Genomic DNA, 23,860 nt, shown 5'->3' on the forward strand with positions numbered 1-23,860 from the left:
CGCGCTCGCCGTCAGAACTTCTGGCGCATGCCGATCACCACGCCCGTCTGGTTGTGATCGGGTGCGACCGTGCCGTAGCCGTTCAGGCCGAGCGCGGAGCCGCCCTTGTTGCGCGCGAAACCCGCCGTCGCATAGATGTCGGTGCGCTTCGACAGCAGGTAGTCCGCACTGAGCACGGCAAGCCACGGGTCGGCACTCGTCGAATGCACGTCCTGGTAATAGGCCGTTGCCGTGACCACGAACGCCGGCGACACCGCGTATTGCGCGCCGGCCCAGTACAGGTTCGCCGCGCTGGCGTCGGAACCGTTCGCGACACGGATCGGGTTCGCCGGCAGGAACGCGTTCGACGCCTGAAGATAGCGATAACCGGCGAATCCCTTCACCGGTCCGATCGCATACGACGCGGCGGCCGTCGCGCGACGCTCGATGCCCGTGTTGGTCGCGACGGTGTTGCTGTTGCGCTGCTCGTACGACACGCTCGCGGCGAGCGGCCCTTGTGCGAAAGTCAGCGCCCCGCTGAAGAAGCGGCCGGTGAGTTGCGCGCCCGGCACCTCGGCGCCGTACCCGGTGTCGTAGCGGGTGCTGTACATGGCCTGCGCCGTCAGCGGGCCGAACACGCCGGTGTACTTCGCCGAATTGTCGATACGCGCCGCTGCCGCGTAATCGACCGACAGCACCGAGTATCGCGACGACGCGCCCATCGGGTCGAAGGCCACGGCCTGTTCGTAGAAGAGCGAGTTCTGGCGGCCGAACGTCAGTTGCTGGCCCCGGTACGCCAGCCCGACCCACGCCTGCCGGCCGAAAATCCGCGACGTCGTGGCGGCATTCGAACCGAGGCCTTTCGTCGACTGCGCGGTCGTGCCGTCATTGATGTTGAAGCCGTTTTCCAGCTGGAAAAGGGCCTTCATGCCGCCGCCGAGATCCTCGACGCCCTTCAGCCCCCAGCGCGAACCGGACAGATTGCCCGACGCTTCGCGCGTCTGCGCGCCGCCGGTGCTCGCGTTGTTGATGTGCTCGATACCGACGTCGGCAATGCCGTACAGCGTGACGCTGCTTTCCGCATGGGCGGCGCCGCACCACGAGGTCGCGCTCGCGACGGTGAGGGCGCCGAGCACGAAGCGGGAGGTCGGGCGGGTATTCCGGCTGGCCTGATTCGACAACATGGAGTCTCCAAACTGTTTTTTATGGGTGGGTCCGACGAAGGAAAATTCACGGCTCGCGGGCGATAGGCGCTTCGCCGGCGCCCGAGCCCGGATCGCCGAGCCACGCGATGGTCAGCGCGCCGAGCAGCAGCACACCCGACACGGCGATGAGCGGCGCTGTGAAGCCGCCGGAGAATTGCTTGAGCGCGCCGATCAGCGACGGCCCGACGAAGCCGCCGAGATTGCCGACCGACACGATCAGCGCGAGTCCGCCCGCGGCGGCGCGGCCGGTGAGGAATCCCGACGGAATGGCCCAGTAGGTCGCCTGGAACGCGAGGATCCCGCTCACCGTGACGCACAGTGCGATCAGCTTGAAAACCGGCGCATGAATGAAGGCGCTCGCACACAACGCCGCCGCGGCGAGTGCCAGTGCACCGGCGACATACGGAATGCGGTTGGCCGCGCGATTGGCGACACGCGCCCACCAGAGCATCGCACCGGCGCCGATCGCATACGGAATGGCCGTCAGCCAGCCGACCACCGCGTGTTCGACGCCGAACTGCTTGATGATCTGCGGCATCCACAAGCCGACGCCGAGCGAGCCGACGATCCCGCAGAAGTTGACGAACGCGAGCACGAACACGCGCCAGTTCGTCATCGCGTCGCGCAGCTTGCTGCCGTGCTTCGCGCCGATGTCGCGTTGCTCGAACGCCAGGCGCTTCGCGAGCGACGCCTTCTCTTCGTCACTGAGCCACGCGGCTTTCTCGGGACGGTCGGCCAGCACGAACAGGCACGCGATGCCGAGGATCACCGCCGGTACGCCTTCGATCAGCAGCAGCCACTGCCAGCTGCGCAGCCCGTGCAGGCCGCCGAGTTCGAGCAGCGCACCGGAAATCGGCGAGCCGATCATGTTCGCGACGGGGATGCCGACGAGGAAGGCGGCCGTCACCTTCGCGCGCCACTTGCCGGGAAACCAGTGCGTGAAATACAGATAGATGCCGGGCGTGAACCCTGCCTCGGCGAGCCCGAGCAGAAAGCGCGCGGCCGCAAAGCTCTTCGGTCCGACGACGAACGCCGTCGCCATCGAGAACAGGCCCCACGTGATCATGATTCTCGCGATCCACACGCGCGCCCCGACCTTCTGCATGATCAGGTTGCTCGGAATCTCGAACAGGAAATAGCCGATGAAAAACAGGCCGGCGCCGACACCGAACTGTTCGGCCGTGAGACCGAGATCCTGGTTCATCGTGAGCGCGGCAAAACCGACGTTGGTCCTGTCGAGATAGCTGATCACGTAGCAGACGAAGACGAACGGCAGAATGCGCCGGAACGCCTTCGCGAGCGTGCGCTCGCTGGCCGCGTAATCGTCGCCGGCCAGGCGCTCCGCGGATGGCGCGTCGGCGCGCGGGGCGTCGTCGCCGGCATGCAGCGCGTGCGAAACGGTCATGCTTGTCTCCTTCGTCGCGCGGCTGGCGGCGCGATCTTTCGGCATACGGGCGAGAAGCCGACGCGCGGCTTCCCGGCTCTTGGGTCTCAGCCCTGCTTCGCGGCCTGCTTCGGCAGCGGGCCGGCAATACTCATGTCCGCTTTCAGCACGGAACCGGACGTCGATTCGGTGATGAAGAGCGTCTTCATGTCCGGGCCGCCGAAGCACACGCTCGTGAGCGACGCTCCTTTCGGCCCGGTCAGGATCTCGACGGGCTCCGCGCAGTGGTTGAGCACCCACACGCGGCCGAGCCCCGGATTCGCGACGAACAGGCGGCCTTCGAGATCGACGGTGAGGCCGTCGGGGCCGCTCGGTCCGTGGGACGTGAAGAACGGGCTGACCTTGGTGACCGATCCGTCGGCCTGCAGCGGCATGCGCCACACGGCATTGCCGCGCGTCATCGCGACGAACAACACTTTCTCGTCACGCGACAGGACGAGCCCGTTCGGGCTCGGGCAGGTGCCGAGCAGCATGTCGAGCTTGCCGTCGGGCGACAGCCGATACACGCGGCCCGTCGGATCATGCAGCCCGGTCTGCCCTTGATCGGTGAAATAAAGGTTGCCGGCCGAGTCGAACGTCAGGTCGTTCACGCCCTTGAAGCGCTCGGTGTTGCGGCGCTCGAGATACGGGCGAATTTCACCGCGCTCGATATCGAGCAGCATCAGGCCGTTCCGGTAGTCGGTGATGATCAGGTGCGATGCGTCGAAGCGCTTCATCCCGTTGGGCTCGCCGTCGTATTCGACGACCAGATCCCAGTCGCCCGACGGCGAAATGCGGAAGATGCGCCCGTGCGGAATGTCGGTCACGAACAGATAGCCGTCCGGATCCCACACCGGCCCTTCGAGAAAGGAATCCGTGACCATGCCGCCGCGATTCGCGCGCGCCCATTCCGTGCGAACGTCCGGCTTGCGAAACTTCTCCGGCATGCGCGTGAACACGTCGGCTTCGCGCACGTCGGGACTCGTCAGATAAAACATGCGTACCTCGATGTTCGGGTTTCAAGCCGCGCTGTGCGCGCGTTCGTCCAGCACCGCGAGAACGTTGGCGGCCGCGCCCTTGCCCATGTTCACGTACGCGGCATCGCTCACGCCGCCGATATGCGGAGACAGAATCACGTTGGGGATTTGCTGGAACGGGTGCGGCACCGTCATCGGCTCGACGTCGAAGCTGTCGAGCCCGGCCGCGCGCAAGTGGCCGCTCGCCAGCGCGTCGGCAAGCGCGGCTTCGTCGATCAGGCCGCCGCGTGCGGTATTGACGACAATCGCCCCGCGCTTGAAACGCGCGAGCGTGTCGCGGTCGAGCATGCGGCGGTTGTCGGCCGTCAACGGACAATGCAGCGACACGACGTCCGATTCCGCGTACAGCGTGTCGAGCGGCACGAGCTTCACACCGGCCGGCGCTTCCTTTGCGAACGGATCGAACGCGAGCACCTTCATGCCGAACGCCGCGCCGATCGCGGCCACGCGCCGGCCGATCGCGCCGAGGCCGACGAGGCCGAGCATGCGCCCGTCGAGTTCGACGGACTTGTGCGTCGACTTGTCCCAATGGCCTTCACGCATGCGGATATCGAGCTGCGGAACCGACTTCGCACACGCGAGCAGCAGCGCCCACGCGTGCTCGGCGACGGCGGCCGCATTCGCGCCGACCGCGGCGCGCACCGCGATGCCGCGCGCGGCGGCGGCGGCCTGATCGATCACGTCGATGCCGCTGCCGTGCTTCGAAATCACCTGCAGGTTTTCGGCGGCGTCCATGATGCGGGCGTTGACCTTGCCGTACCGGACGATGATCGCGACCGGCTTGTGCCGGGTGCAGAGCGCCACGATGTCGTCCTCGGTCGGTTGCTTGCCGGCGAACACGACGTCGAACTGCGCAAGCATCTCGAGCGCTTGGGGCGCCAGGTCGGCGGCGGTCACGAGGACCACGGGCTTGTGCGAAGCGATCTGCATCACAGTGCCTCGCCTTCGGCCAGCATGCCGGCTGCGCGCAGTTCCTTCTCGATCCAGCCCGGACGAAGGTCGCCCTTGTGGATCGCCGCGATACGCGCGGTTTCGAAGTCGAGCTTTTTCTGCGCGAGATCGACGATGCGCGCGACGTCGGTGCGCGCAATGACGACGACGCCGTCGGCGTCGCCGACCACCAGGTCGCCCGGATTGACCGCCGTGCCGCCCAGCGAGATCGGCGCATTCACGCGCCCCGCGACGCTTTTGGTCGGGCCGCACGGATTGAGGCCGGCCGCGAAGATCGGGTAGTCGCCGTTGGCCAGTTCGTGCGCGTCGCGCACCGCGCCGTCGATGACGATGCCGGCGATGCCGCTCGCCTTCGCCTGCGCCGCCATGATTTCGCCGAGCAGCGCGCACGAGATGTCGCCCTTGCCGTCGACCACGACGACGTCGCCCGGCTTCGCGACGGCGAGCGCCGCATGGATCGCCAGGTTGTCGCCGGCGCGAACTTCGACCGTGACCGCCGGGCCGGCGACCTTCATCTTCGGCGACAACGGCCGCACGCGGCCATGCACCGTGCCGCGGCGGCCCGCGACGTCGGCCAGGATCGCGGCCTGGTAGCGCGCGGCCGCCTGAACGAGTTCCGGCGAAACGCGTTCGATGTCGCGATTGATCGAAGAAGTGCCGGCGGATGTCTTGCTCATGATTCGACCTCGGGTTGTGTGTTGTACTCTGTACAACACTGGTGTACATGGTGAAATCACTATAGCCAAGCGAAGCGCGTCATGGCACTGGCGTTTACCCTTTTACGTGGTAAACCAGAGTTTTACCCTGTACAATTCCGAGTGAATGTCGACGGGAGAGAAGGAATGGGAAACGACGGGGTCGTTGCCGTGGAAAAGGCGCTTTCGCTGCTGGACTGCTTCAAGCCCGGCGCCGAATCGCAATCGCTCGCGACGCTGTCGCAGGCGTCCGGCATGCACAAGACGACGGTCTATCGGCTGATGAACTCGCTGGAGCGAATGGGCTACGTCGTGCGCGCGCAATCCGGCAATTATTCGCTCGGACATCGCGTGCTGTACCTGGGCAAGCTGTACGAGCAGTCGTTCCACCTGTCCACGGTGGTCGAACCGGCGCTGCATGCGCTGGCCGCGCTGACGAAAGAAAGCGCATCCTACTACGTGCACGACAACGGGCAGCGGCTTTGCCTGTTTCGGGTCGAACCGTCCGAAGGCTTGCGTGAAACGCGGCTCGCGGGGACGATGCTGCCGCTCGACGACACGGCCATCAGCCAGGTGATCCGTTTCTGGGGGCTTGGCGAACCGATCTACGACAAGCCGCCCGCACTGCCCCTCTTTACCGCGGGTGCACGCGACGTGCACACGGCGGCGTTCGCGGTGCCGATCTTCGGTGCCGGCGACAAGTTCATGGCGGCGCTGACGCTTTCCGGCCCTGCCTCCCGCCTCAGCGTCGCGCACGCGTCGGGCGAGCTGGATCGACCGCAACTGGATGCGGCCGCCGATCTGTCCCGGAAGCTGGGGGCGAGTGTCGCGCTCTGCGAGAACGTCTACGGCACCTGATTGCCGCTTCGGCGAAGGCAGGGTTCAACTCGGCGAGGCGTTCATCGCCCGCATGACGCGTGCGGGCGTTCCTTATGCATGCGTCGAGCGCGGCCGGTCGGTCGTCCGCACAACCGCATGGCCGGCGGACATCGACCGTGACTCGAAGTCCTCGCCGCGCGATTCGCGCGACGCGATCACCGCGACGAACGCGGGGAGCGCCATCAGCATCGCGTAACCCGCGACGAAGATCGCCGAGCCCGCATAGCTGACGAGCAGCGTGCCGACGATCGGGGCGATCGACCCGCCGAGCACCGATGCGAGCTGATAGCGGGTCGACAGGGCGGTAAAGCGCACCCGCGTCGGAAACAGTTCGGCCATCGGTCCGAGAATGATGCCGTGGCAGGCCAGGCACGCGATCAGCGCGAGTTGCGGATGCGCATAATCGCTGCCCGGCGACAACGTGAACAACGAACAACCGGCGACCGCCGCACCGAGCAAGCCGGCGATCAGCACCGGGCGCCGTCCGACCCGGTCCGACACGTGCGCGGCGAATTGCGCAATGACGCAGTGTCGGAAGCCGGCCTCGATCCGCCGCGCCGTTACGCCACGGCCGGAAAATCGAGCGTCGTATCGTTCACGCGATTGACGAGGTTCGTGAACGTGATCGATGCGATGGCCAGATTGATCTCGATGAGCTGGCGTTCCGTATAGCCAGCCGCGCGCACCGCATCGACGGCCGCAACGGGAACCGTGCCGCGCGTGCCGACGAGCGTACGGACATACGCGACCAACGCGTCGCGCGCGGCGTCGCCGGTGGCCGCGCCCGCGCGCACCTGCTTCATCTGATCGCTCGTCAGGCCTGCCAGCTTGCCCATCAGCGTGTGAGCGGCGACGCAGTAATCACACCCCGCGTATTCGCTGACCGCCAGCTTGATCACTTCGATATCGGCCTTGCCGAGCGTGCTCGCCGCGACCGCGGCATCGAACGCCAGCACCGCGCCGAGCGCGTCGGGGCTTTGCGTGCCGACGGTTGCGTATGCGTTGGGCACCTTGCCGACAGCCTTCTTGATCTTCGCGAACACTTCGGCGGCCGCGCCGGTTGCCTCTTCAGGGCGAATGGTGGTGAGACGGGACATGATCGACTCCTTGCTTCGTGGTTGAACGGTTAGCCATGTCGTATGGCATGGGAGTCAGTGTAGGGATGCGCGACGATTTCTTTAATGCCATACTGCCGCAACTTCATGCTCAAACGTCTCATATGGAAATGCTCGACCGATTGCTGTCGATGATGCCGGTCACCGGGCGGCTTGACGTGCGGTGCCACTTCGGCGCGCCGTGGCGCATCGACCATCCCGAGTCGAGCGAGTGGGAACTCCCCTATCACATCCTGTTGCGCGGCGAGGCTGTCGTCGAGTGCGAGACGGGCGGAGAAGACGAACCGACGCTCCGGATGAAGGCGGGCGACATCGTGGTGTTTCCGTCCGGCAGCGCCCATCGGCTGCACGACGGCAGCGGCGAGGCGCCGCGCGCGGCGCGCGAGCGGCACGGGAACGGCCTGACCGTTGCGACGAACGGCAGCGCCGATGCGAACACCGACGTGCTGTGCGGGCGCTTCGTGCTGCCTGCCGTCCCGCAGCAGTTGCTGCGCGACCATCTGCCGCGACGTCTGATCGTGAGCAGCGTAACCGCGGTCGATGGACAGACGCGCGACGCCGCGTTTGCAGCCACGCGACTCGCGCGGGTCATCGAATTGATGCGCGAGGAAGTACTGGAGCAACGCGCCGGCAGTGCCGCGGTCGTGGATCATCTATCCGGCGCGCTGTTCGCGTTGACCCTGCGCAGTGCGTCCGAGGCAGGCCACGCGCCGCGCGGGCTGCTTGCACTGGCACAACGTCATCGGCTGCAACCGGCGCTCGCAGCCATGTTCGACGAGCCCGAAAAGCCCTGGACGCTGGCACAGCTGGCCGAGCGCTGCCACATGTCGCGCGCGACGTTCGCACGCCACTTCGACGAGGCGATCAGCCGCTCGGCAAGCGACGTCCTGACGGAAATCCGCATGGCGCTGGCCGGGCGCAAGCTGGCGCAAACGACGATGTCCGTCGCCGAGATCGGCGAATCGGTCGGCTATCGATCCGAGGCCGCGTTCCAACGGGTGTTCAAACGGCAGGTAGGCATGACGCCGGCGAAGTGGCGCATGCGATCGTCGCGAATCGCGGAGCCGGAAGTGCGTTCATCCTGACGCACGATGCTTGCGCCGCGTTCGCCCGTCGACTCCGTCCGGGACCGACGTTCGCGCGATCGCCTGCATGCGGACCGGATTCGCGATGTTGCCGCATGCATCGCGGCCGGCCCACGACCGCGCATCCGTCGACGATGCATGTTGCCTGCACGAACAACGATCGTCCCGCACCGGCCCCACAGGCGGAGCGGGTTCGAAACTTTGCTATGCTGGCCGCCGCCATGCGGCGACATGGATGCGCACGATGCGCGCAAGGCCACGTTCACTTCACCCGGATATCTTTCATACATGGACAGGCTCCAGGCCATGACCACCTTCGTCACGGTGGTCGAGACGGAAGGATTCGCATCGGCGGCGCGCAAGCTGAACGTATCGCCGTCGGTGATCAGCCGCGTGATGACGGAACTCGAGGAATATCTCGGCGTGCGGCTGTTGACGCGGACGACGCGCGTGGTCCGCATCACCGATGCGGGCGCGTCGTTTTACGAAGACTGCCGGCGCATTCTGGCGGACATCGACGCGGCCGAGCTTTCCGCCACCGGCACCGGCAATGCGCCACGCGGCCAGCTCACCGTCACGGCGCCCGTGCTGTTCGGCAAGAGCTACGTGACGCCGATCGCGCTCGAGTATCTGGAGCAGCATCCTTTCGTCAATCTCAACTGCTGGTTTCTGGACCGTGTCGTGAATCTCGTCGATGAAGGCGCCGACGTGGCCGTGCGCATCGGCGAGCTGCCGAACTCGTCGCTGCAGGCGATCTCGGTGGGCAAGGTACGCCGCGTGCTGTGCGCGTCTCCCGCTTATCTGGACGCGCACAGCACGCCGCGGCATCCGGACGATCTCGCGGCTCACGTCACGATTCAGGCGACGGGCATCACGCCGGCGCCCGAATGGCGCTTCCGCGCGCGGGACAAGACGCTCGCCGTCCCTATCCAGCCACGCCTGCTGACCACGACGAACGATTCCGCGATCGCCGCGGCAACGGCCGGTCTCGGGATCGTGCGCCTGCTGTCCTATCAGGTGGTCGACGAACTCGCGCAAGGCGCGCTGCGCGTGCTGCTGGCCGAGCACGAACTTGCCCCGCTTCCGGTTCACGTCGTGCATCGCGAGGGCAGGCACGCGAACCGGAAAGCGCGCGCGTTCATCGATCTCTGCGTCGAAAAGCTGAGAGCCCAGGCGCCGATGTGGTCTGCATAGCAGGCACCGGCGAGTCGGCGCGGCGCGCGCGCGACGGAACCGTCCCGACCGGCACGCGTATCAGGCATCGCGTTCGGTAGGTAGGCAGGCAAGCCGCTCCTACAGGCCGAGATCGCTCAGGCCGGGATGATCGTCGGGCCTGCGCCCGAGCGGCCAGAAGAACTTCCGGTCGGCCTCGGCGATCGGCAGATCGTTGATGCACGCATGGCGGTGATGCATGAGGCCATCGTCACCGAATTCCCAGTTCTCGTTGCCGTACGACCGATACCAGTTCTGCGCGTCGTCGCGCCACTCGTAGGCGAAGCGCACGGCGATCCGGTTGCCGCCGTATGCCCACAACTCCTTGATGAGCCGGTAGTCGAGTTCGCGCTGCCACTTGCGTGCGAGCAGCGCGACGATCGCCGGACGGCCGGTCGCGAATTCGGCGCGGTTGCGCCACACGCTGTCGACGCTGTACGCGAGCGAAACCTGCTCCGGATTGCGCGTGTTCCACCCGTCTTCGGCGAGCCGCACTTTTTCGATCGCCGTCTCCAGCGAGAACGGCGGAAGCGGCGGGCGAACAACGTTGACGTCTTTCATGATCGAACTCCTTTCGTTGGGAATCGTCGCCGGGCGACGAGGGTTCTGAATTACACGTCGAGCAGCAGACGGTCGCCGCCGCCCGATTCGCGATGCGCGGGCACCGCGCAGCAGATCAGCGCTTCGTCGTCCGCTACCTTGAATTCCGGCGCGACCGGATACGTCACCGCGCCTTCGACGATCCGGGTGCGGCAGGTGCCGCAACTGCCTCCGCGGCACCCGTATTCGGGCGTCAGGCCGCGCGCCTCGGCCAGGTCCAGCAGCGAGCCGCTGCCCGGTTGCCAGCGCGCTTCCTTGCCCGACTTGACGAACGCGACGGGTGTCGGCGTATCCGCCGGCGCACGCAGCGGGGTACTCGCGCCCGCATCGGTTCGACGCCTGAGCCCGGAAGGGCCGAACGACTCCGCGTGGATTCGGTGGTCCGCCACGTTCAGGCCGCGGAGCCCGTCATAAACCGCTTGCATGAAGCCCGACGGTCCGCACAGATAGAAGTCGTAGTCGTCGAACGGCAGCGTGGCGCGCAGCAGGTTCGCATCGATGCGGCCCGCGACGTCGAACTCGTCGCCTTCGCGCGCGCCGGTCGCGTCCGACAGGACGCGCACCACGTTCACCGCGCCGTTCGCGGCCGACGCGAGCTGGCCGATCTCGTCGCCGAACGCGCGCTCCTTCACGGAGCGTGCGGCGTGAAAGAACCAGGTCTTGCGCGTGCCGCGCTTGCGCGCGCCTTCGTAGACGATGTGACGCAACATCGCCAGCATCGGCGTCACCCCGACACCGGCCGCCAGCAACACGGCAGGCCGGCGCTCGAGCGCATCGATCGTGAATTGCCCGGCGGGCGCCCGGACGTCGATGCGGTCGCCGACCCGCACCCCGTCATGCAGATGCGACGACACGCGCCCTTCCCGCTTGACGCTGATGCGATACACGCGGTCCGACGGCGCGCTCGACAACGTATAGGTGCGGATGAGCGGATCGCCGCCTTCCGACAGGTGCACGCGAATCGGCACGTGCTGACCCGCCAGGTGCGGCACCAATCCGGCGCCGTCCTCGGGTTCGAGCTGGAACGAGCGAATCAGCGTGCTCTCGTCGGTGATTTTCGCGACCCTGAACGGACGCCACGCCCGTGCCAGTTCGGCGGCGCTCAAGCGACTCGCGGCCTCGTCCCAGCTTCCTGTCATCAGCGAGTTGGGCGACCAGCCTTCCGCCCGGAACGTCCAGCGCAACGGCAATGCGCCGGCACGATAAACGACGCGGCGCGGCTTGAAACGCCACAGTCGCTCCGCGCCCTGAAAGGCGGCGATCTCCGGCGAATCGAGGTCCACTTCGGCTTCGCCGGTCATCTGCAACACGTCGCCGGTTTCGAAGTCGGCGAACACGATGCCCGCGCGCGGATTGACCAGGAAGTTGCCGAGCGTCGCGAAAAACAGGTTGCCGGCGAAATCCGGGATCGTCAGCACGCCGTCGTCGCCGATGCGCACGAACCCCGCCTTGCCGCCGCGATGCGAAACGTCGACCTGGCGCTCGGCGCCGTCGCCGACGTAGGACGCCACGAACAGCGTGTCGGCAGCCGCGATGATCGCGCGGGCGCGATCGTCGAGACGATCGCTTTCCTCCGGTGCGATCGCGGAGAACGTATCGGGTTCGCGAACGAACGCGAAGTCGCGCAACTGGATGTATTGCGGGCAGTTGCCGAAGCTCTGCACGACGTCGAGATCGAATGCGCGCGTCTCGCCGCGACGGATCATGCCGTTCAGGCGATTGCGACGCCGCGTATGCAGTTCGATGCCGAGCAGGCCGATCGCCGCGCCGTCGCGCGTGCCGCCGGCAGCCGGATCGTTCGGATCGGATACGGTGTCGATGCGCAGGCGTTTGTCGTTCGGCGACTGCATGAAGCCGGGCTGGCCGAATGCGAACGTCGCCCACGCATCGCCGTCGTCGGCCACCGCACCGACGACGACGAAAGGCAACTGCGCGAAGAACGCACGATGTTGGTCGGGCATGTGGTTCCTGACGAAGCGTCGTCCCACGCTGTCCATCTTCTGCATCACGCCTGTCTTTTCCTGCAGCTCGAGTTCGCCCCGATGCCACGGCGAGTTCGCTTCATTCGATACCGTGCTCACGATGTGTCTCCTCGACGGAATCCGCACATGACGCATTCGGCGCGCCTTGACGCGTCGGCGTCGCCCTCCGTCACCGCACGGGCAACGGGCCGACCTCGGTCACGCAGCGGCCGCGAGCCCGACCGGCGTCTTCACGAACTCGACGAAGCCCGACAACGCTTCGATGCGGCGCAGCCACGCCGCGACGTTCGAATAGCCGGACAGGTCCACATTGCCTTCGGGCGCGCGCGCAACGTAGCCATACAACGCGACGTCGGCGATGGTCGGCTTCGGCCCGACGATGAAGTCACGCCCCGCGAGTTCGGCGTCGATGAGCGCGAGGATGCGATGCGCACGGGCGATCACTTCGTCGGCGTTGAACTTCGCACCGAAGACCGTGATGAGCCGCGCGGCGGCCGGGCCGAATGCGATCTCGCCGGCCGCGACGGACAGCCAGCGCTGCACGGCGGCTTCCTGCGCGGGCGATTGCGGGAGATAGTCGCGGTTGCCCGACGTGCGGGCGAGATACACGAGAATGGCATTCGAATCGGCGATCACGGTCTCCCCGTCGACCAGCACCGGCACTTGACCGAAGCGGTTCAGCGCCAGAAATTCAGGCGACTTGTGCGCGCCGGCGGCCAGGTCGACTTCGATCAGTTCGTGCTCGATGCCGAGCAGCGAGATGAGCAGGCGGGCGCGGTGCGAATGACCGGAAAGCGGGTGAACGTAGAGCTTCATGACTGTTTCCTTTGGGAAGGTGCGACAAGCAGGTCTCATCGCTTGGAGCAAGTCTAGAAACTCGACGGTTGCGGCAGAATCCCCGCTGACGAGAATTGATCGTTCTCGTTTCGCGAATGGTCGGGCGAAAGCCGGCGTTGCGATGCGGACCAACGCGGCGTGTTGCGCGCCGGACCGCTGATGAAGTCGATCGCGCCGGCGCGCGACCGGGCTTGCGCGAGCGGCGCGCTCGACGCGCCGCCCGCGACGACGGCCGCCCTTACTCGAACGCCTTCAACGCATCCAGCCCGTCCGGCAGCGTCGCGTCCGGAAACTGCGTGGACAGCGTCGCGTCCCGCCACCGCGCCGCCTCTTCCGCGCGCTGCCGTTCCGCCTGCTCGCAGACGAACAGCGCATCGCCGCCGAGCAGCAGGCGCAGCGGCACGTCGTCGCGGCGCGACAGATCGACGATCAGCGCCGCGATCCGCGCGGGATCGCCAATCTCGCGGCCGCCATACGCGCCGAGCAGGTCGAGGATCTTCCCGACCGACGGCTGATAGTCGGGCAGCAGATCGTCGACGCCGCGCTTCGCCCGCGCGGCCCATTCGGTCCGCATCCCGCCCGGCTCGAGCGTGCACACGCGCACACCGAACGGCGCGACTTCCTTCGCGAGCACGTCGCTGAACCCGCCGACCGCCCACTTCGCGGCCTGATACGCGGACAGCCCCGGCGTCGACGTCCGCCCGCCGACCGACGACACCTGGAAGATGTGCCCCGCGCGCTGCCCGCGCATCGTCGGCAGCACCGCGCGCGTGAGGTTGATCACGCCGAACAGGTTCGTTTCGATCTGGTCGCGGAACACGTCGGCGCCCATCTGCTCGAACGGCGCCGTATGGCCGTAGCCCGCGTTGTTCACCAGCACGTCGATGCGGCCGAACGCGGCGCGGGCCGCCGAAACGGCCTGCGCCGCCGCCGCTTCGTCGGTGACGTCGAGCGCGACCGGCAGCAATCGGTCGCCATACCGTTCGGCCAGATCGGCCAGCCGCGCCGGATCGCGTGCGCCGGCCACCAGCCGGTCGCCCGCCGCCAGCACGGCTTCCGAAATCGCGCGCCCCAGGCCGCGTGCGGCCCCCGTTACCAACCAGACTTTCGACATTTTCCACTCCTTGACCATGGTGAAACGATGAAAATGAATGATTACTCACTCATTAATATGGACGATGAACCGATCCTTCCTGACCGCATCGCCCAGCCTGACACCTCGCTGCGCGCCATGGAGATGCGAGCCACCGCACGCGTCGCCATGACTTCCCTGCTCCGCTCACACCGTCTGCAACACGGCCCATATCGCGCGAAACCCCGCTTCCCGGTAGGCATCGGCCCGCGCAGGATCGCGCGCGATCGATTCCATCGCGGTTTCCGCGATCGACGTAAACAACGCCGAGCAGAACGCATGCGCTTCGTCGCGGTTCAGCCCGCCCGACGCGGCGACCTGTTCGCGCAGCAGCGCGCGGATCGCGCCGAAGCCCTCGGTGCCGGCCGCGCGATGCGCGTCGTCGATGCGACCGCTCACGCCGAGCTGCTGCAGCGCACGCCGGCCGTCCGGATTCGCGACGCCCCACGACACATAGCCGTTCCACGCATGCCGCACCGCCTGTTCGGCCGGCGCGCGTTCCGGAAACCCGGTCATCATCGCTTCGCGCATGTCGGCCTTCAGGCTCACGTACAGCGCGTTCAACAACGCATCCTTGGTTTCGAAATAGGTGAACACCGTGCCTTCCGCCACGCCGGCGAGCCGTGCGATGCGCGCGGTGGTCGCGGTCGCGCCGTCCTCGGCGAGCGCGACCGCGGCCGCGGCGAGGATGGCTTCGTGCTTGTCGGGACTGCGCGGACGGGCCACGTTCGATTCCTTTAATGAGTGAGCGCTCAATCATACTCAAGCCCTCGCCGGGAACGCAAGCCCTGTTACATCCGCGGGAACGCATACGCAATCCATCAAAACGGTGCACTATTGCGTTTTGCCGTACCGGCGCCCGCGCATCCGGCGCCGCATTGCCCTCGACGTTCGTTTCACGTTCACCGTTTCAAACCGCGAACCTCCCATGACGAATCAGCCTTCCCAGACGGCGGCCGACCGGCCCATCGACATGATCATCTTCGGCGGCGGCGGCGACCTGGCCGCCCGCAAGCTGTTGCCCGCGCTATACATGGCGCACCTGCACTGCAATCTTCCGCCCGAGACGCGCATCATCGCCGTCGGCCGCCGCGACTGGGGCATCGACGGCTATCGCAAGTTCATGGACGAGCAGTCGCGCCCGTTCATCGACGAGAAGGCGTTCGACGCCGACGCGTGGAGCCGCTTCCTCGACCTGTTCAAGTACGTGCTGATCGACGTCAACGTGCCGGACGACTACCTGCGCCTCGCCGAAGCGGCGCGTGGCGACGCGGTGCGCGTGTTCTACCTGTCGACGTCGCCGGAGCTGTTCACGACGATCTGCGACAACCTGTCGGCCGCGCACCTCGTCGACGCGCACTCGCGCGTCGTCCTCGAAAAGCCGCTGGGCCACGATCTCGCGTCCGCGAAGGCGATCAACGACGCGGTCGGCAAGCACTTCGAGGAATCGCAGATCTACCGGATCGACCACTATCTCGGCAAGGAAACCGTGCAGAACCTGATGGTGCTGCGCTTCGGCAACCCGATCTTCGGGCCGCTGTGGCAGGCGCCGAATATCCGCAGCGTGCAGATCACGGTCGCGGAAACGGTCGGCGTCGGCAGCCGCGCGGGCTTCTACGACCATACCGGCGCGCTGCGCGACATGGTGCAGAACCACCTGCTGCAGCTGCTGTGCATCGTCGCGATGGAGCCGCCCGTGTCGCTCGACCCGGACGCGGTGCGCGACGAAAAGCTGAAGGTGCTGCGCTCGCTGCGGCCGATGTCGCTGTCGGACGTCGCGCGCGACACCGTGCGCGGCCAGTACACGGCCGGCGCGGTCGACGGCCAGCCGGTGAAGGGCTATCTCGAGGAAGACAACGTGCCGGCGGACAGCCGCGCGGAAACCTTCGTCGCGCTGCGCGCGCACATCAACAACTGGCGCTGGGCGAACGTGCCGTTCTTCCTGCGCACCGGCAAGCGGCTGCAGCGCCGCCAGTCGGAAATCGTGATCGAGTTCGCGGACATGCCGTTCTCGATCATCCCGACCGGCCCCCGCAATTACGGCAACCGTCTCGTGATCCAGCTCCAGCCGGAAGAGTCGATCCAGCTGCAGATGCTCGCGAAGGAGCCGGGCAGCGGAATGAACATGGTGCCGGTCAGCCTGAACCTCGACCTGCAGCAGGCGATTCCGGAACGGCGCGCGGAAGCGTACGAACGGCTGCTGATCGACGTGATCCGCGGCCGCCTCACGCACTTCATGCGCCGCGACGAACTCGAAGCCGCGTGGTCGTGGGTCGAGCCGATTCTCGACGGCTGGAAGCAGCTCGGCGACCGGCCGCGCCTGTACACGGCCGGCACGTTCGGGCCCGCGGCTTCGTCGGCGCTGCTCGCGCGCGACGGGATGTCGTGGGCCGAAGAGGCGTAATCGCCGCACGACGGCGTGCCGCCGCGCGGCACGCCGGATTCCGCAGGGCAGCGCCGCCTGCGCTGCGCCGCTACTGCGGCTCCATCCACGCGGCCTTGCGCCGCGCCGGCGCATCGCCGCCGCTGCCGCCGCCCAGCACCTCGATCAGGTAGTCGACGAACGACGCGATCCGCGACGAGATCGCGGTATTGCGGTAGTACACCGCGTGAATCGGCTGCTGGACGTCGAGCGTCTGGCGCGCGAGCACCTGCACGAGCCGCCCGGCCTCGCGATCCTGCGCGGTCACGAAATCCGACAGGCATACGACCCCCGTGCCCGCCAGCGCGAGCTGCCGCAGCGTCTCGCCGCTCGACGACCAGACGTCGGGCTCGATGCGGCAGGGCTCGCCGTCCGTGCCGAGGATCGGCCATACGTTCAACGATTCGGGCTGCGTGAAACCGAGCAGCGTGTGCTTCGGCAGATCGTCGACCTTGCGCGGCTGCCCGTGCGCTTCGACGTAGTCGGGGCTGGCGAGGATGCGCACCCGGCTGTTGCCGATGCGCCGGCTGTGCAGCGTCGAATCCTTCAGCCGGCCGATCCGGATCGCGACGTCGGTGCGCCGCTCCAGCAGGTCGATGATGCCCTCGTTGCTGTTCAGCTCCAGCTCGACCTTCGGAAAGCGCTCGCGGTAGCCGCGCACGAGCGGCACGATCACGTGCAGCATGAACGGCGTCGCGGCGTCGACGCGCAGGCGCCCGGACGGCATCTCGCGCCGCGCGAGCATCTGCTCTTCCGCGTTCTCGACCGATTCGATGATCGCGCGCGCGTCCTGCAGGAACGCGCGCCCTTCCTCCGTCAGTTCGAGCCGGCGCGTGGTCCGGCGCAGCAGCGTGGTCTTCAGCTTTTCCTCGAGCCGCGCGAGCGTGCGGCTCGTCGCCGACACGGTGAGGTCGAGCTGCTGGGCGGCGGCGGTGATCGAACCGGTGTCGACCACGGCGGCAAAGGCCTGGAGTTCGTCTAGGGTGATCTTCATTGTTGATTTGAAATCAAAACAATTTGGTTTATAGACCAGTTTTTCCGCAAAAGTAAAGCCGGCACACTGCGATCCGTTCCTACTGAAACCCGGATCCCGTCATGCCACTCGCGTTGCTTGCGCTGACCATCAGCGCCTTTGCCATCGGCACCACCGAATTCGTGATCGTCGGGCTGATCCCGACGATCGGCGCCGACCTCGGCGTCAGCCTGCCGTCCGCCGGCCTGCTCGTCAGCCTGTACGCGCTCAGCGTGGCCATCGGCGCGCCGCTTCTCACCGCGCTCACCGGCCGCGTGCCGCGTAAGGCGCTGCTCGCCGGGCTGATGGCGCTCTTCACCGTCGGCAACCTCGTCGCATGGCAGGCGCCGGGCTACGAATCGCTGATCGTCGCGCGCGTGCTCACCGGCCTCGCGCACGGCGTGTTCTTCTCGGTCGGCTCGATCATCGCGACCACGCTCGTGCCGAAGGACAAGGCCGCCAGCGCGATCGCGACGATGTTCAGCGGGATGACCGTCGCGTTCGTCGCCGGCATTCCGCTCGGCACCTTCATCGGCCAGCACTTCGGCTGGCGCGCGACGTTCCTGATCGTCGCGCTGTTCGGCCTCGTCGCGTTCCTCGGCGCGGTTGCCTTCGTGCCGCGCGGGCTGCCGCAGACGCCGCCCGCCCCGCTCGCCCGCCAGTTGCGCGTGCTCGCCCAGCCGCGCCTGCTGCTCGTCTATGCGATGACGGCGGTCGGTTACGGCGGCTCGCTGATCGCGTTCACGTACATGGCGCCGCTGCTCGAACAGATCGCCGGCTTCACGCCGTCGCAGGTCAGCCTCGTGCTCGTCGGCTACGGCGTGTCGGTGGCGGTCGGCAACGTGTGGGGCGGCAAGCTCGCGGACGCCGTCGGCCCCGTGAAGGCGCTCAAGCGGATCTTCCTGCTGCTCGCGATCGTGCTGCTCGCGCTGACCTTCACGATCCACGTGAAATGGCTCGCGGTGCTGACGATGCTCGCGTGGGGCGCCGTGGCGTTCGGCAACGTGCCGGGGCTGCAGGTGTACGTCGTCAAGCAGGCGCGCCACTTCGCGCCGGACGCCACCGACGTCGCATCGGGCTTCAACATCGCCGCCTTCAACCTCGGCGTGGCGGGCGGGTCGTCGCTCGGCGGCCTGATCGTCGCGAACGTCGGCCTGGGCCACACGCCGTGGATCGCCGCCGTCGTCACGCTCGGCGCGTTTGCGCTCACTGCGCTGAGCGGCCGTCTCGACAGCCGTCAGGGCCTGCCGGAACGCACGGCCGAACCCGTCGAACTCGCCCATTGAACGTCATCCTTTCGCAGGAGCCCTCAGCATGAACGCATCGACCCAACGTCCGCCGTTCGCCGGCAAGACTTTCGAAGTCCGCTACGACGGCCTCACCGCGCTCAACGCGTACGACGAAGACGGCCTCCACATGCGCTACGCGATCACCGAAGGCCCGTACGCGGGCGCCATCGGCGAAGTCGAATACACGTGGCAGCCGATCGCCGGCGACACCTACGCGATCTCGTGGCAAGAAGCCGATCGCGCGACCGTCGTGCATATCGACGATTTCGCCGCGGGCACGTCGCGCTCGTTCTTCACCGCGCCGTCGCTCGATTTCCACCGGCTCGACGGCAGCCTGCGCGCGGTCTGAACGGAGCCCGACCATGTCCACTTCACTCGACTCGCTCGCCGCCGGCGGCTTCAGCATCGGCGTCGAACTGCCGCTCGACAACGACTGGACCCCGTCCGGCAACGCGAAACGCCGGCACGACGGCCGCCACCCCGGCGTGCCCAGCCTCGACATCCACGCGGAGCTCGCGCAACTGGCCGACACGCTCGGCTTTCGCGCGCTCTGGCTGCGCGACGTGCCGGTGTACGATCCGTCGTTCGGCGACGCCGCGCAGGTGTTCGAAACGTTCTCGTATCTCGGCTACCTCGCCGGGATCACGCGCGACATCCTGCTCGGCACCGCGGCCGTCGTGCTGCCGCTGCGCGAGCCGCTGCTGACGCTGAAATCGGCCGCGACGATCCAGGAACTGAGCGGCGGGCGCCTGCTGCTCGGCGTCGCGAGCGGCGACCGGCCGGTCGAATATCCGCTGTTCGGCCGCGACTTCGCCACGCGCGGCGCGAACTTCCGCGACCAGATCGCGCTGCTGCGCGACGGCGCGCGCGAGCATCTGCCGCCCGGCCTGGAAGTGCTGCCAGCCGCCCGTTCGCCGGTGCCGCTGCTCGTCGCGGGTCTCGCGCAGCAAACGCCCGAGTGGATCGGCGAGCACATGGACGGCTGTCTCGCGTATCCGGGCACGCCGGCCGATCACCTGCAGCGCGCCGCGAACTGGCACGCGGTGGCCGGCGACAAGCCGTACGTGAGCTTCATCCACCTCGACCTCGCGGAAGATCCGTACGAACCGCTTCAGCGGCACCGCTTCGGCGCCCGCGCGGGGCGCCTCGCGCTGACGGAAGAACTCGCGGCGATGCGCGACGCGGGCGTGCAGCACATCGGCCTGCATTTCCGCCGCAACCGCCGGCCGCTCGACGAGACGATGGCCGAAATCGCGGCGGACGTGCTGCCCGCGTTCCACCGGAACACGACGCCGCAGACGCGCGTCGCATAAGGGCGACCACGGTCCGGACGCCCGCGGCGCAACCAATATTTGACTTTAAATCAAATATTTTTGGCTTATGAAGGCGTTTATCTCATCAGTCTCACGCGCCAGAATGACGTCCATACCGCAATCGTTTCCTCACTTTCAGGAGCACATGATGAGCAAGATTCCCGCATTCGGCCTCGGTACGTTCCGCCTGCAAGGCCAGGTCGTCATCGACTCGGTCCGCAACGGCCTCGAAGTCGGCTACCGCGCGATCGACACCGCGCAGATCTACGGCAACGAAGCCGAAGTCGGCAAAGCGATCGCCGCGTCGGGCGTGCGCCGCGAAGACCTGTTCCTCACGACGAAGATCTGGGTCGACAACTACGCGCCGGAAAAACTGGCGGCCAGCCTCGAGGAAAGCCTGCGCAAGCTGCGCACCGACGTCGTCGACCTGACGCTGATTCACTGGCCGGCGCCGGGCAACGGCGTGTCGATCGACGCGTTCATGACCGCGCTGGCGGACGCGAAGGCGAAGGGCCTCACGCGCCAGATCGGCATCTCGAACTTCAACATCGAACTGACGAAGGAAGCGATCGCGGCCGTCGGCAAGGACGCGATCGCGACGAACCAGATCGAACTGAGCCCGTACCTGCAAAACCGCAAGCTGGTCGAGTTCCTGAACGCCGAAGGCATTCACGTGACGTCGTACATGACGCTCGGGTACGGCAAGGTGCTCGGCGACCCGGTGATCGGCGCGATCGCGCAGCGTCACGACGCGACGCCGGCGCAGGTCGCGCTCGCGTGGGCGCTGCAACTCGGCTACTCGGTGATCCCGTCGTCGACCAAGCGCGAGAACCTCGCAAGCAACCTGCTCGCGCAAACGCTGCGCCTGACCGACGCCGACATGGCGCAGATCGCCGCGCTCGAACGCAACGGCCGCGAAGTCGACCCGGCCGGCCTCGCGCCGAAGTGGGACTGAACGCCGCTTTCTTGATCGACCGCCCGCGGCCAGCCGGCCGCGGACACTGAGAGGACACCACCATGACCCAGGACCCGCTTTTCCAACCGCTGCGACTCGGCGCGCTGACGCTGCCGAACCGCATCGTGATGCCGCCGATGACGCGCTCGCGCGCGAGCCAGCCCGGCGACGAAGCCAACGAACTGATGGCCGCGTATTACGCGCAGCGCGCGAGTGCGGGCCTGATCGTCAGCGAAGGCACCTACATCGCGCCGCTCGGCAAGGGCTATGCATGGACGCCCGGCATTCACACGCCGTCGCAGGTCGCCGGCTGGCGCAAGGTGACGGACGCCGTGCATGCCGCGCACGGCCGAATCTTCGCGCAGCTGTGGCACGTCGGCCGGCTGAGCCACACGAGCCTGCTCGGCGGCGCGCAACCCGTGTCGTCGTCGCCGCTCCAAGCGAAGGGCGTGAACGTGTTCATCGCCGGCGAGGACGGCAGCACGCCGGGCTTCGTGCAGGCGTCCGAGCCGCGCGCGCTGTCCGTCGACGAGATCCGCGAGACCGTCGATCAATATCGCGCCGCCGCGCGTCACGCGATCGAAGCCGGCTTCGACGGCGTCGAGCTGCACGGCGCAAACGGCTACCTCGTGAACCAGTTCATCGATTCGAACGCGAACACGCGCACCGACGCATACGGCGGCTCGCTCGAGAACCGTCTGCGCTTCCTGCGCGAAGTCGCGCAGGCGCTGATCGAAGGGACCGGCGACGCATCGCGCGTGGGCATCCGCCTCGCGCCGCTGACCACGCTGAACGGCTGCGTCGACGACGATCCGGAAACGACCTACCTCGCCGCCGCGAAGCTGCTCGGCGAACTCGGCGTCGGCTACCTGCACATCGCGGAAGCCGACTGGGACGACGCGCCGCTGATGCCGGTCGCCTTCAAGCAGCAATTGCGCGCCGCGTTCCCGGGCGTGCTGATCTATGCCGGCGCGTACACCGCCGAGCGCGCCCGCGAAGCGATCGCCGCCGGCTGGGCCGATCTCGTCGCATTCGGCCGCCCGTTCGTCGCGAACCCCGACCTGCCCGAGCGGCTGCGCACCGGCGCCGCGCTCGCGCCGCACGATCGCAACACGCTGTTCGGCGGCGGCGCCCACGGCCTGACCGACTACCCGACGCTCGCGCAAGCCGCGGCCTGAACGATTCTCCTGTTCGTGCCCGGCCAGCCGCCGTACGTCGGCTCGACGCAGGTCAACATCAACCCGGCCGCGATCCGCTGATCGCGCCTTAGCCCTTCGGCAATCGCGGCGACTATCGCCGCGATTGTCATTTCCGGGTTGCGGCCCACGCGATCGGCGTCTAGTGTTGACAGGATCGACTCCACACGACCGTCACCCGACCTGAAAGGACGCCGCGCCATGCCAAGCCGCTCCCCGACACGCGACATGCTGCTGGCCGTTGCGGCCGGTCTTTCCTTCGCGGCATTCACCGCGCCCGCGCATGCCGACGACGCTGCCGGTCTCGCGCCGCCCGAGCCGGCCACGCCGGTGCTGTCGACCACCGCGAGCGGCTTGCAGGTCTACACGTGCGAATACGATGCCGAACACCGGCTCGCGTGGACATTCCAGCACCCCGAAGCGCTGCTGTTCGATGCCGGCGGCACGCTCGTCGTCCGGCACGGCGCAGGGCCGTCGTGGGAAGCGCTCGACGGCAGCCGCATTACCGGCAAGAAGCGCGCGGAAGCGCCAAGCGCAAGCCCGGCCGGCATTCCGCAACTGCTGCTCGCGGCGACGCCGGCCGCAACCGGCACGCTCGCCGGCGTGCGCTTCGTGCAGCGGCTCGACACGGCGGGCGGCACGCCGCCGGCCGCGACGTGCACGACCGAGCACGCGGTCGGCCGCTTTCCGTACTTCGCGCGCTACGTGTTCCTGAAGTAACGCGCACGACGCCGCAAACGACGGGCACCATCCCGTCGCCTTGCGCCACGCTTCCATTCAATCAGTTTTCCTATATTTGATGCAGGGAAGCGTGAAATCGCCGGCACCCTCGTTCCGTCTCGTCAGCGCAGCCGCATCGACAATTCGACGTCGCCGCCGAACGGCACCGACAGATAGCCGTTTTCCGGCGCGCGCACGTAAGCGAGGTAGTCGGGGCTGTATTCCGCGTTGTCGGCCACGACGAACGCGCCCGCCCTGAGCCGCGGCTCGACCAGCGCGAGAATCTCCGGATACAGCGCCTTCGCCCCGTCGAGCAGCAGCAGGTCGACCGCATCCGGAAGATCGGCGGCCAGCGTGCGCAGCGCATCGCCTTCGCGAATCTCCACGAGATCGGCCAATCCGCCTGCTGCCAGGTTGGCCTGCGCGCGTGCGACCTTCGACGGCTCGAACTCGCTCGTGATCAGCCGGCCGCCGCCGTTGTCGCGCAGCGCGGCCGCGAGATGCAGCGTCGAAATGCCGAACGACGTGCCGAATTCGACGATCGTCCTGGCTCCGCCGCTGCGCGCGAGCATGTACAGCAGCGTGCCCGTCTCGCGCGACACGGGAAGCGGATAGTCCTTCAGGCGCGCATACAGATCGGCGTAGTCCGTCTTGCTGCGCATCAGTCGCGCTTGCTCGTCGCGCGACACGTTCGCGAAGGCGGGGCTCGTCGCCGGGGACGACGCGTCGGCTTCATCGAACAGGCGCGCCAGCAGCGAAGCCAGCGGGTCGAGCATCAGGGTAGTCATGCGAATCTCCGGTATCGGGTTGAGTGCGTCGTT

The 23,860-nt window shown here is 67.4% G+C and carries 23 protein-coding genes and 1 pseudogene; 10 read left to right on the forward strand and 14 right to left on the reverse strand.

Translation table 11 applies throughout. The features are described from left to right. Positions 1-11: 11 nt before the first annotated feature. The 5 genes from QZM72_RS04220 to QZM72_RS04240 form a co-directional block, all read right to left on the reverse strand. Positions 12-1,163 (reverse strand): porin, encoded by a 1,152-nt coding sequence (locus QZM72_RS04220; RefSeq protein WP_301737282.1) that lies wholly within the window; start codon positions 1,161-1,163, stop codon positions 12-14. Positions 1,164-1,209: 46 nt separating this feature from the next. Next, positions 1,210-2,589, reverse strand: coding sequence for an MFS transporter (locus tag QZM72_RS04225; RefSeq protein ID WP_301737283.1), 1,380 nt, complete (start codon positions 2,587-2,589; stop codon positions 1,210-1,212). 86 nt (positions 2,590-2,675) lie between these two features. Continuing rightward, positions 2,676-3,605, reverse strand: a complete 930-nt coding sequence (locus QZM72_RS04230) for an SMP-30/gluconolactonase/LRE family protein (protein WP_089470710.1) — start codon at positions 3,603-3,605, stop codon at positions 2,676-2,678. Between the two features lie 21 nt (positions 3,606-3,626). Then, positions 3,627-4,574 carry an NAD(P)-dependent oxidoreductase gene (locus tag QZM72_RS04235; RefSeq protein ID WP_301737284.1) on the reverse strand — a complete coding sequence of 316 codons (948 nt, stop codon included), beginning with the start codon at positions 4,572-4,574 and terminating at the stop codon, positions 3,627-3,629. Next, the gene (locus QZM72_RS04240; protein WP_089470712.1) at positions 4,574-5,272 is read right to left on the reverse strand and encodes a methyltransferase; all 699 of its coding nucleotides are present in this window, start codon (positions 5,270-5,272) and stop codon (positions 4,574-4,576) included. Before QZM72_RS04240 ends, QZM72_RS04235 begins: the two co-directional genes overlap by 1 nt. 165 nt (positions 5,273-5,437) lie before the next feature. On the opposite strand from QZM72_RS04240, the gene QZM72_RS04245 reads away from it, so the two are divergent. Next, on the forward strand, positions 5,438-6,148 hold the full coding sequence (locus tag QZM72_RS04245; RefSeq protein WP_089470713.1) for an IclR family transcriptional regulator: 711 nt from the start codon (positions 5,438-5,440) through the stop codon (positions 6,146-6,148). A gap of 72 nt (positions 6,149-6,220) precedes the next feature. Here QZM72_RS04245 and QZM72_RS04250 read toward each other — a convergent pair. Both QZM72_RS04250 and QZM72_RS04255 read right to left on the reverse strand, forming a co-directional pair. Then, positions 6,221-6,679 (reverse strand): annotated as a pseudogene (locus QZM72_RS04250) (MFS transporter); the annotation flags it as partial. Positions 6,680-6,729: 50 nt separating this feature from the next. After that, the gene (locus QZM72_RS04255) at positions 6,730-7,266 is read right to left on the reverse strand and encodes a carboxymuconolactone decarboxylase family protein (protein WP_301737285.1); all 537 of its coding nucleotides are present in this window, start codon (positions 7,264-7,266) and stop codon (positions 6,730-6,732) included. Positions 7,267-7,331: 65 nt separating this feature from the next. Between QZM72_RS04255 and QZM72_RS04260 the strand changes: the two genes are divergently transcribed. Next, positions 7,332-8,369: an AraC family transcriptional regulator gene (locus QZM72_RS04260; protein WP_301737286.1), complete on the forward strand. Its 1,038-nt coding sequence runs from the start codon at positions 7,332-7,334 to the stop codon at positions 8,367-8,369. 288 nt (positions 8,370-8,657) lie between these two features. Beyond that, on the forward strand, positions 8,658-9,563 hold the full coding sequence (locus QZM72_RS04265; RefSeq protein WP_301737287.1) for a LysR family transcriptional regulator: 906 nt from the start codon (positions 8,658-8,660) through the stop codon (positions 9,561-9,563). Positions 9,564-9,662: 99 nt separating this feature from the next. Here QZM72_RS04265 and QZM72_RS04270 read toward each other — a convergent pair whose 3' ends face one another. The 5 genes from QZM72_RS04270 to QZM72_RS04290 form a co-directional block, all read right to left on the reverse strand. Beyond that, a complete protein-coding gene (locus tag QZM72_RS04270) occupies positions 9,663-10,142 on the reverse strand; it encodes a nuclear transport factor 2 family protein (protein WP_301737288.1) in 480 nt (159 codons plus the stop codon). Between the two features lie 50 nt (positions 10,143-10,192). After that, a complete protein-coding gene (locus QZM72_RS04275) occupies positions 10,193-12,262 on the reverse strand; it encodes a pyridoxamine 5'-phosphate oxidase family protein (RefSeq protein ID WP_301737289.1) in 2,070 nt (689 codons plus the stop codon). Between the two features lie 99 nt (positions 12,263-12,361). Then, a complete protein-coding gene (locus tag QZM72_RS04280) occupies positions 12,362-12,979 on the reverse strand; it encodes a glutathione S-transferase family protein (protein ID WP_301737290.1) in 618 nt (205 codons plus the stop codon). Between the two features lie 259 nt (positions 12,980-13,238). Continuing rightward, on the reverse strand, positions 13,239-14,114 hold the full coding sequence (locus QZM72_RS04285) for an SDR family NAD(P)-dependent oxidoreductase (RefSeq protein WP_301737291.1): 876 nt from the start codon (positions 14,112-14,114) through the stop codon (positions 13,239-13,241). A 165-nt stretch (positions 14,115-14,279) separates the two neighbouring features. Beyond that, positions 14,280-14,858: a TetR/AcrR family transcriptional regulator gene (locus tag QZM72_RS04290; protein ID WP_301737292.1), complete on the reverse strand. Its 579-nt coding sequence runs from the start codon at positions 14,856-14,858 to the stop codon at positions 14,280-14,282. Positions 14,859-15,060: 202 nt separating this feature from the next. Here QZM72_RS04290 and zwf point away from each other — a divergent pair, with 202 nt between their 5' ends. Then, positions 15,061-16,536: a glucose-6-phosphate dehydrogenase gene (gene zwf / locus QZM72_RS04295; protein ID WP_301737293.1), complete on the forward strand. Its 1,476-nt coding sequence runs from the start codon at positions 15,061-15,063 to the stop codon at positions 16,534-16,536. Positions 16,537-16,606: 70 nt separating this feature from the next. Here the strand turns inward: zwf and QZM72_RS04300 are convergent, their stop codons facing one another. Beyond that, positions 16,607-17,548, reverse strand: a complete 942-nt coding sequence (locus QZM72_RS04300) for a LysR family transcriptional regulator (protein WP_089470722.1) — start codon at positions 17,546-17,548, stop codon at positions 16,607-16,609. Positions 17,549-17,649: 101 nt separating this feature from the next. Between QZM72_RS04300 and QZM72_RS04305 the strand changes: the two genes are divergently transcribed. The 6 genes from QZM72_RS04305 to QZM72_RS04330 all read left to right on the forward strand — a co-directional run bounded on the left by QZM72_RS04305 (position 17,650) and on the right by QZM72_RS04330 (position 23,039). After that, the gene (locus QZM72_RS04305; protein WP_050012129.1) at positions 17,650-18,852 is read left to right on the forward strand and encodes an MFS transporter; all 1,203 of its coding nucleotides are present in this window, start codon (positions 17,650-17,652) and stop codon (positions 18,850-18,852) included. Positions 18,853-18,880: 28 nt separating this feature from the next. After that, positions 18,881-19,204, forward strand: coding sequence for an adenylate cyclase (locus tag QZM72_RS04310; RefSeq protein ID WP_301737294.1), 324 nt, complete (start codon positions 18,881-18,883; stop codon positions 19,202-19,204). A 13-nt stretch (positions 19,205-19,217) separates the two neighbouring features. Next, entirely contained in the window at positions 19,218-20,168 is a 951-nt protein-coding gene (locus QZM72_RS04315) for an LLM class oxidoreductase (RefSeq protein ID WP_301737295.1), read from the forward strand. Between the two features lie 148 nt (positions 20,169-20,316). Further along, the gene (gene dkgB, locus QZM72_RS04320; RefSeq protein WP_301737296.1) at positions 20,317-21,123 is read left to right on the forward strand and encodes a 2,5-didehydrogluconate reductase DkgB; all 807 of its coding nucleotides are present in this window, start codon (positions 20,317-20,319) and stop codon (positions 21,121-21,123) included. A gap of 62 nt (positions 21,124-21,185) precedes the next feature. Continuing rightward, positions 21,186-22,301: an alkene reductase gene (locus tag QZM72_RS04325; protein WP_301737297.1), complete on the forward strand. Its 1,116-nt coding sequence runs from the start codon at positions 21,186-21,188 to the stop codon at positions 22,299-22,301. A gap of 219 nt (positions 22,302-22,520) precedes the next feature. Then, a complete protein-coding gene (locus QZM72_RS04330; protein WP_301737298.1) occupies positions 22,521-23,039 on the forward strand; it encodes a DUF3455 domain-containing protein in 519 nt (172 codons plus the stop codon). A gap of 122 nt (positions 23,040-23,161) precedes the next feature. On the opposite strand, the gene QZM72_RS04335 is transcribed toward QZM72_RS04330, so the two are convergent. Then, positions 23,162-23,827: an O-methyltransferase gene (locus QZM72_RS04335; RefSeq protein ID WP_089470728.1), complete on the reverse strand. Its 666-nt coding sequence runs from the start codon at positions 23,825-23,827 to the stop codon at positions 23,162-23,164. Positions 23,828-23,860: the final 33 nt, after the last annotated feature.

The sequence above is a fragment of the Burkholderia sp. AU45388 genome (assembly GCF_030481585.1).
Lineage (GTDB): Bacteria > Pseudomonadota > Gammaproteobacteria > Burkholderiales > Burkholderiaceae > Burkholderia > Burkholderia sola.

Excerpts from the sequence above, each read along its gene's own strand:
- QZM72_RS04220 (WP_301737282.1), bottom strand. The coding sequence starts at position 1,163 with ATGTTGTCGAATCAGGCCAGCCGGAATACCCGCCCGACCTCCCGCTTC.
- QZM72_RS04225 (WP_301737283.1), bottom strand. The coding sequence starts at position 2,589 with ATGACCGTTTCGCACGCGCTGCATGCCGGCGACGACGCCCCGCGCGCC.
- QZM72_RS04230 (WP_089470710.1), bottom strand. The coding sequence starts at position 3,605 with ATGTTTTATCTGACGAGTCCCGACGTGCGCGAAGCCGACGTGTTCACG.
- QZM72_RS04235 (WP_301737284.1), bottom strand. The coding sequence starts at position 4,574 with ATGCAGATCGCTTCGCACAAGCCCGTGGTCCTCGTGACCGCCGCCGAC.
- QZM72_RS04240 (WP_089470712.1), bottom strand. The coding sequence starts at position 5,272 with ATGAGCAAGACATCCGCCGGCACTTCTTCGATCAATCGCGACATCGAA.
- QZM72_RS04245 (WP_089470713.1), top strand. The coding sequence starts at position 5,438 with ATGGGAAACGACGGGGTCGTTGCCGTGGAAAAGGCGCTTTCGCTGCTG.
- QZM72_RS04255 (WP_301737285.1), bottom strand. The coding sequence starts at position 7,266 with ATGTCCCGTCTCACCACCATTCGCCCTGAAGAGGCAACCGGCGCGGCC.
- QZM72_RS04260 (WP_301737286.1), top strand. The coding sequence starts at position 7,332 with ATGCGCGACGATTTCTTTAATGCCATACTGCCGCAACTTCATGCTCAA.
- QZM72_RS04265 (WP_301737287.1), top strand. The coding sequence starts at position 8,658 with ATGGACAGGCTCCAGGCCATGACCACCTTCGTCACGGTGGTCGAGACG.
- QZM72_RS04270 (WP_301737288.1), bottom strand. The coding sequence starts at position 10,142 with ATGAAAGACGTCAACGTTGTTCGCCCGCCGCTTCCGCCGTTCTCGCTG.
- QZM72_RS04280 (WP_301737290.1), bottom strand. The coding sequence starts at position 12,979 with ATGAAGCTCTACGTTCACCCGCTTTCCGGTCATTCGCACCGCGCCCGC.
- QZM72_RS04285 (WP_301737291.1), bottom strand. The coding sequence starts at position 14,114 with ATGTCGAAAGTCTGGTTGGTAACGGGGGCCGCACGCGGCCTGGGGCGC.
- zwf (WP_301737293.1), top strand. The coding sequence starts at position 15,061 with ATGACGAATCAGCCTTCCCAGACGGCGGCCGACCGGCCCATCGACATG.
- QZM72_RS04300 (WP_089470722.1), bottom strand. The coding sequence starts at position 17,548 with ATGAAGATCACCCTAGACGAACTCCAGGCCTTTGCCGCCGTGGTCGAC.
- QZM72_RS04305 (WP_050012129.1), top strand. The coding sequence starts at position 17,650 with ATGCCACTCGCGTTGCTTGCGCTGACCATCAGCGCCTTTGCCATCGGC.
- QZM72_RS04310 (WP_301737294.1), top strand. The coding sequence starts at position 18,881 with ATGAACGCATCGACCCAACGTCCGCCGTTCGCCGGCAAGACTTTCGAA.
- QZM72_RS04315 (WP_301737295.1), top strand. The coding sequence starts at position 19,218 with ATGTCCACTTCACTCGACTCGCTCGCCGCCGGCGGCTTCAGCATCGGC.
- dkgB (WP_301737296.1), top strand. The coding sequence starts at position 20,317 with ATGAGCAAGATTCCCGCATTCGGCCTCGGTACGTTCCGCCTGCAAGGC.
- QZM72_RS04325 (WP_301737297.1), top strand. The coding sequence starts at position 21,186 with ATGACCCAGGACCCGCTTTTCCAACCGCTGCGACTCGGCGCGCTGACG.
- QZM72_RS04330 (WP_301737298.1), top strand. The coding sequence starts at position 22,521 with ATGCCAAGCCGCTCCCCGACACGCGACATGCTGCTGGCCGTTGCGGCC.
- QZM72_RS04335 (WP_089470728.1), bottom strand. The coding sequence starts at position 23,827 with ATGACTACCCTGATGCTCGACCCGCTGGCTTCGCTGCTGGCGCGCCTG.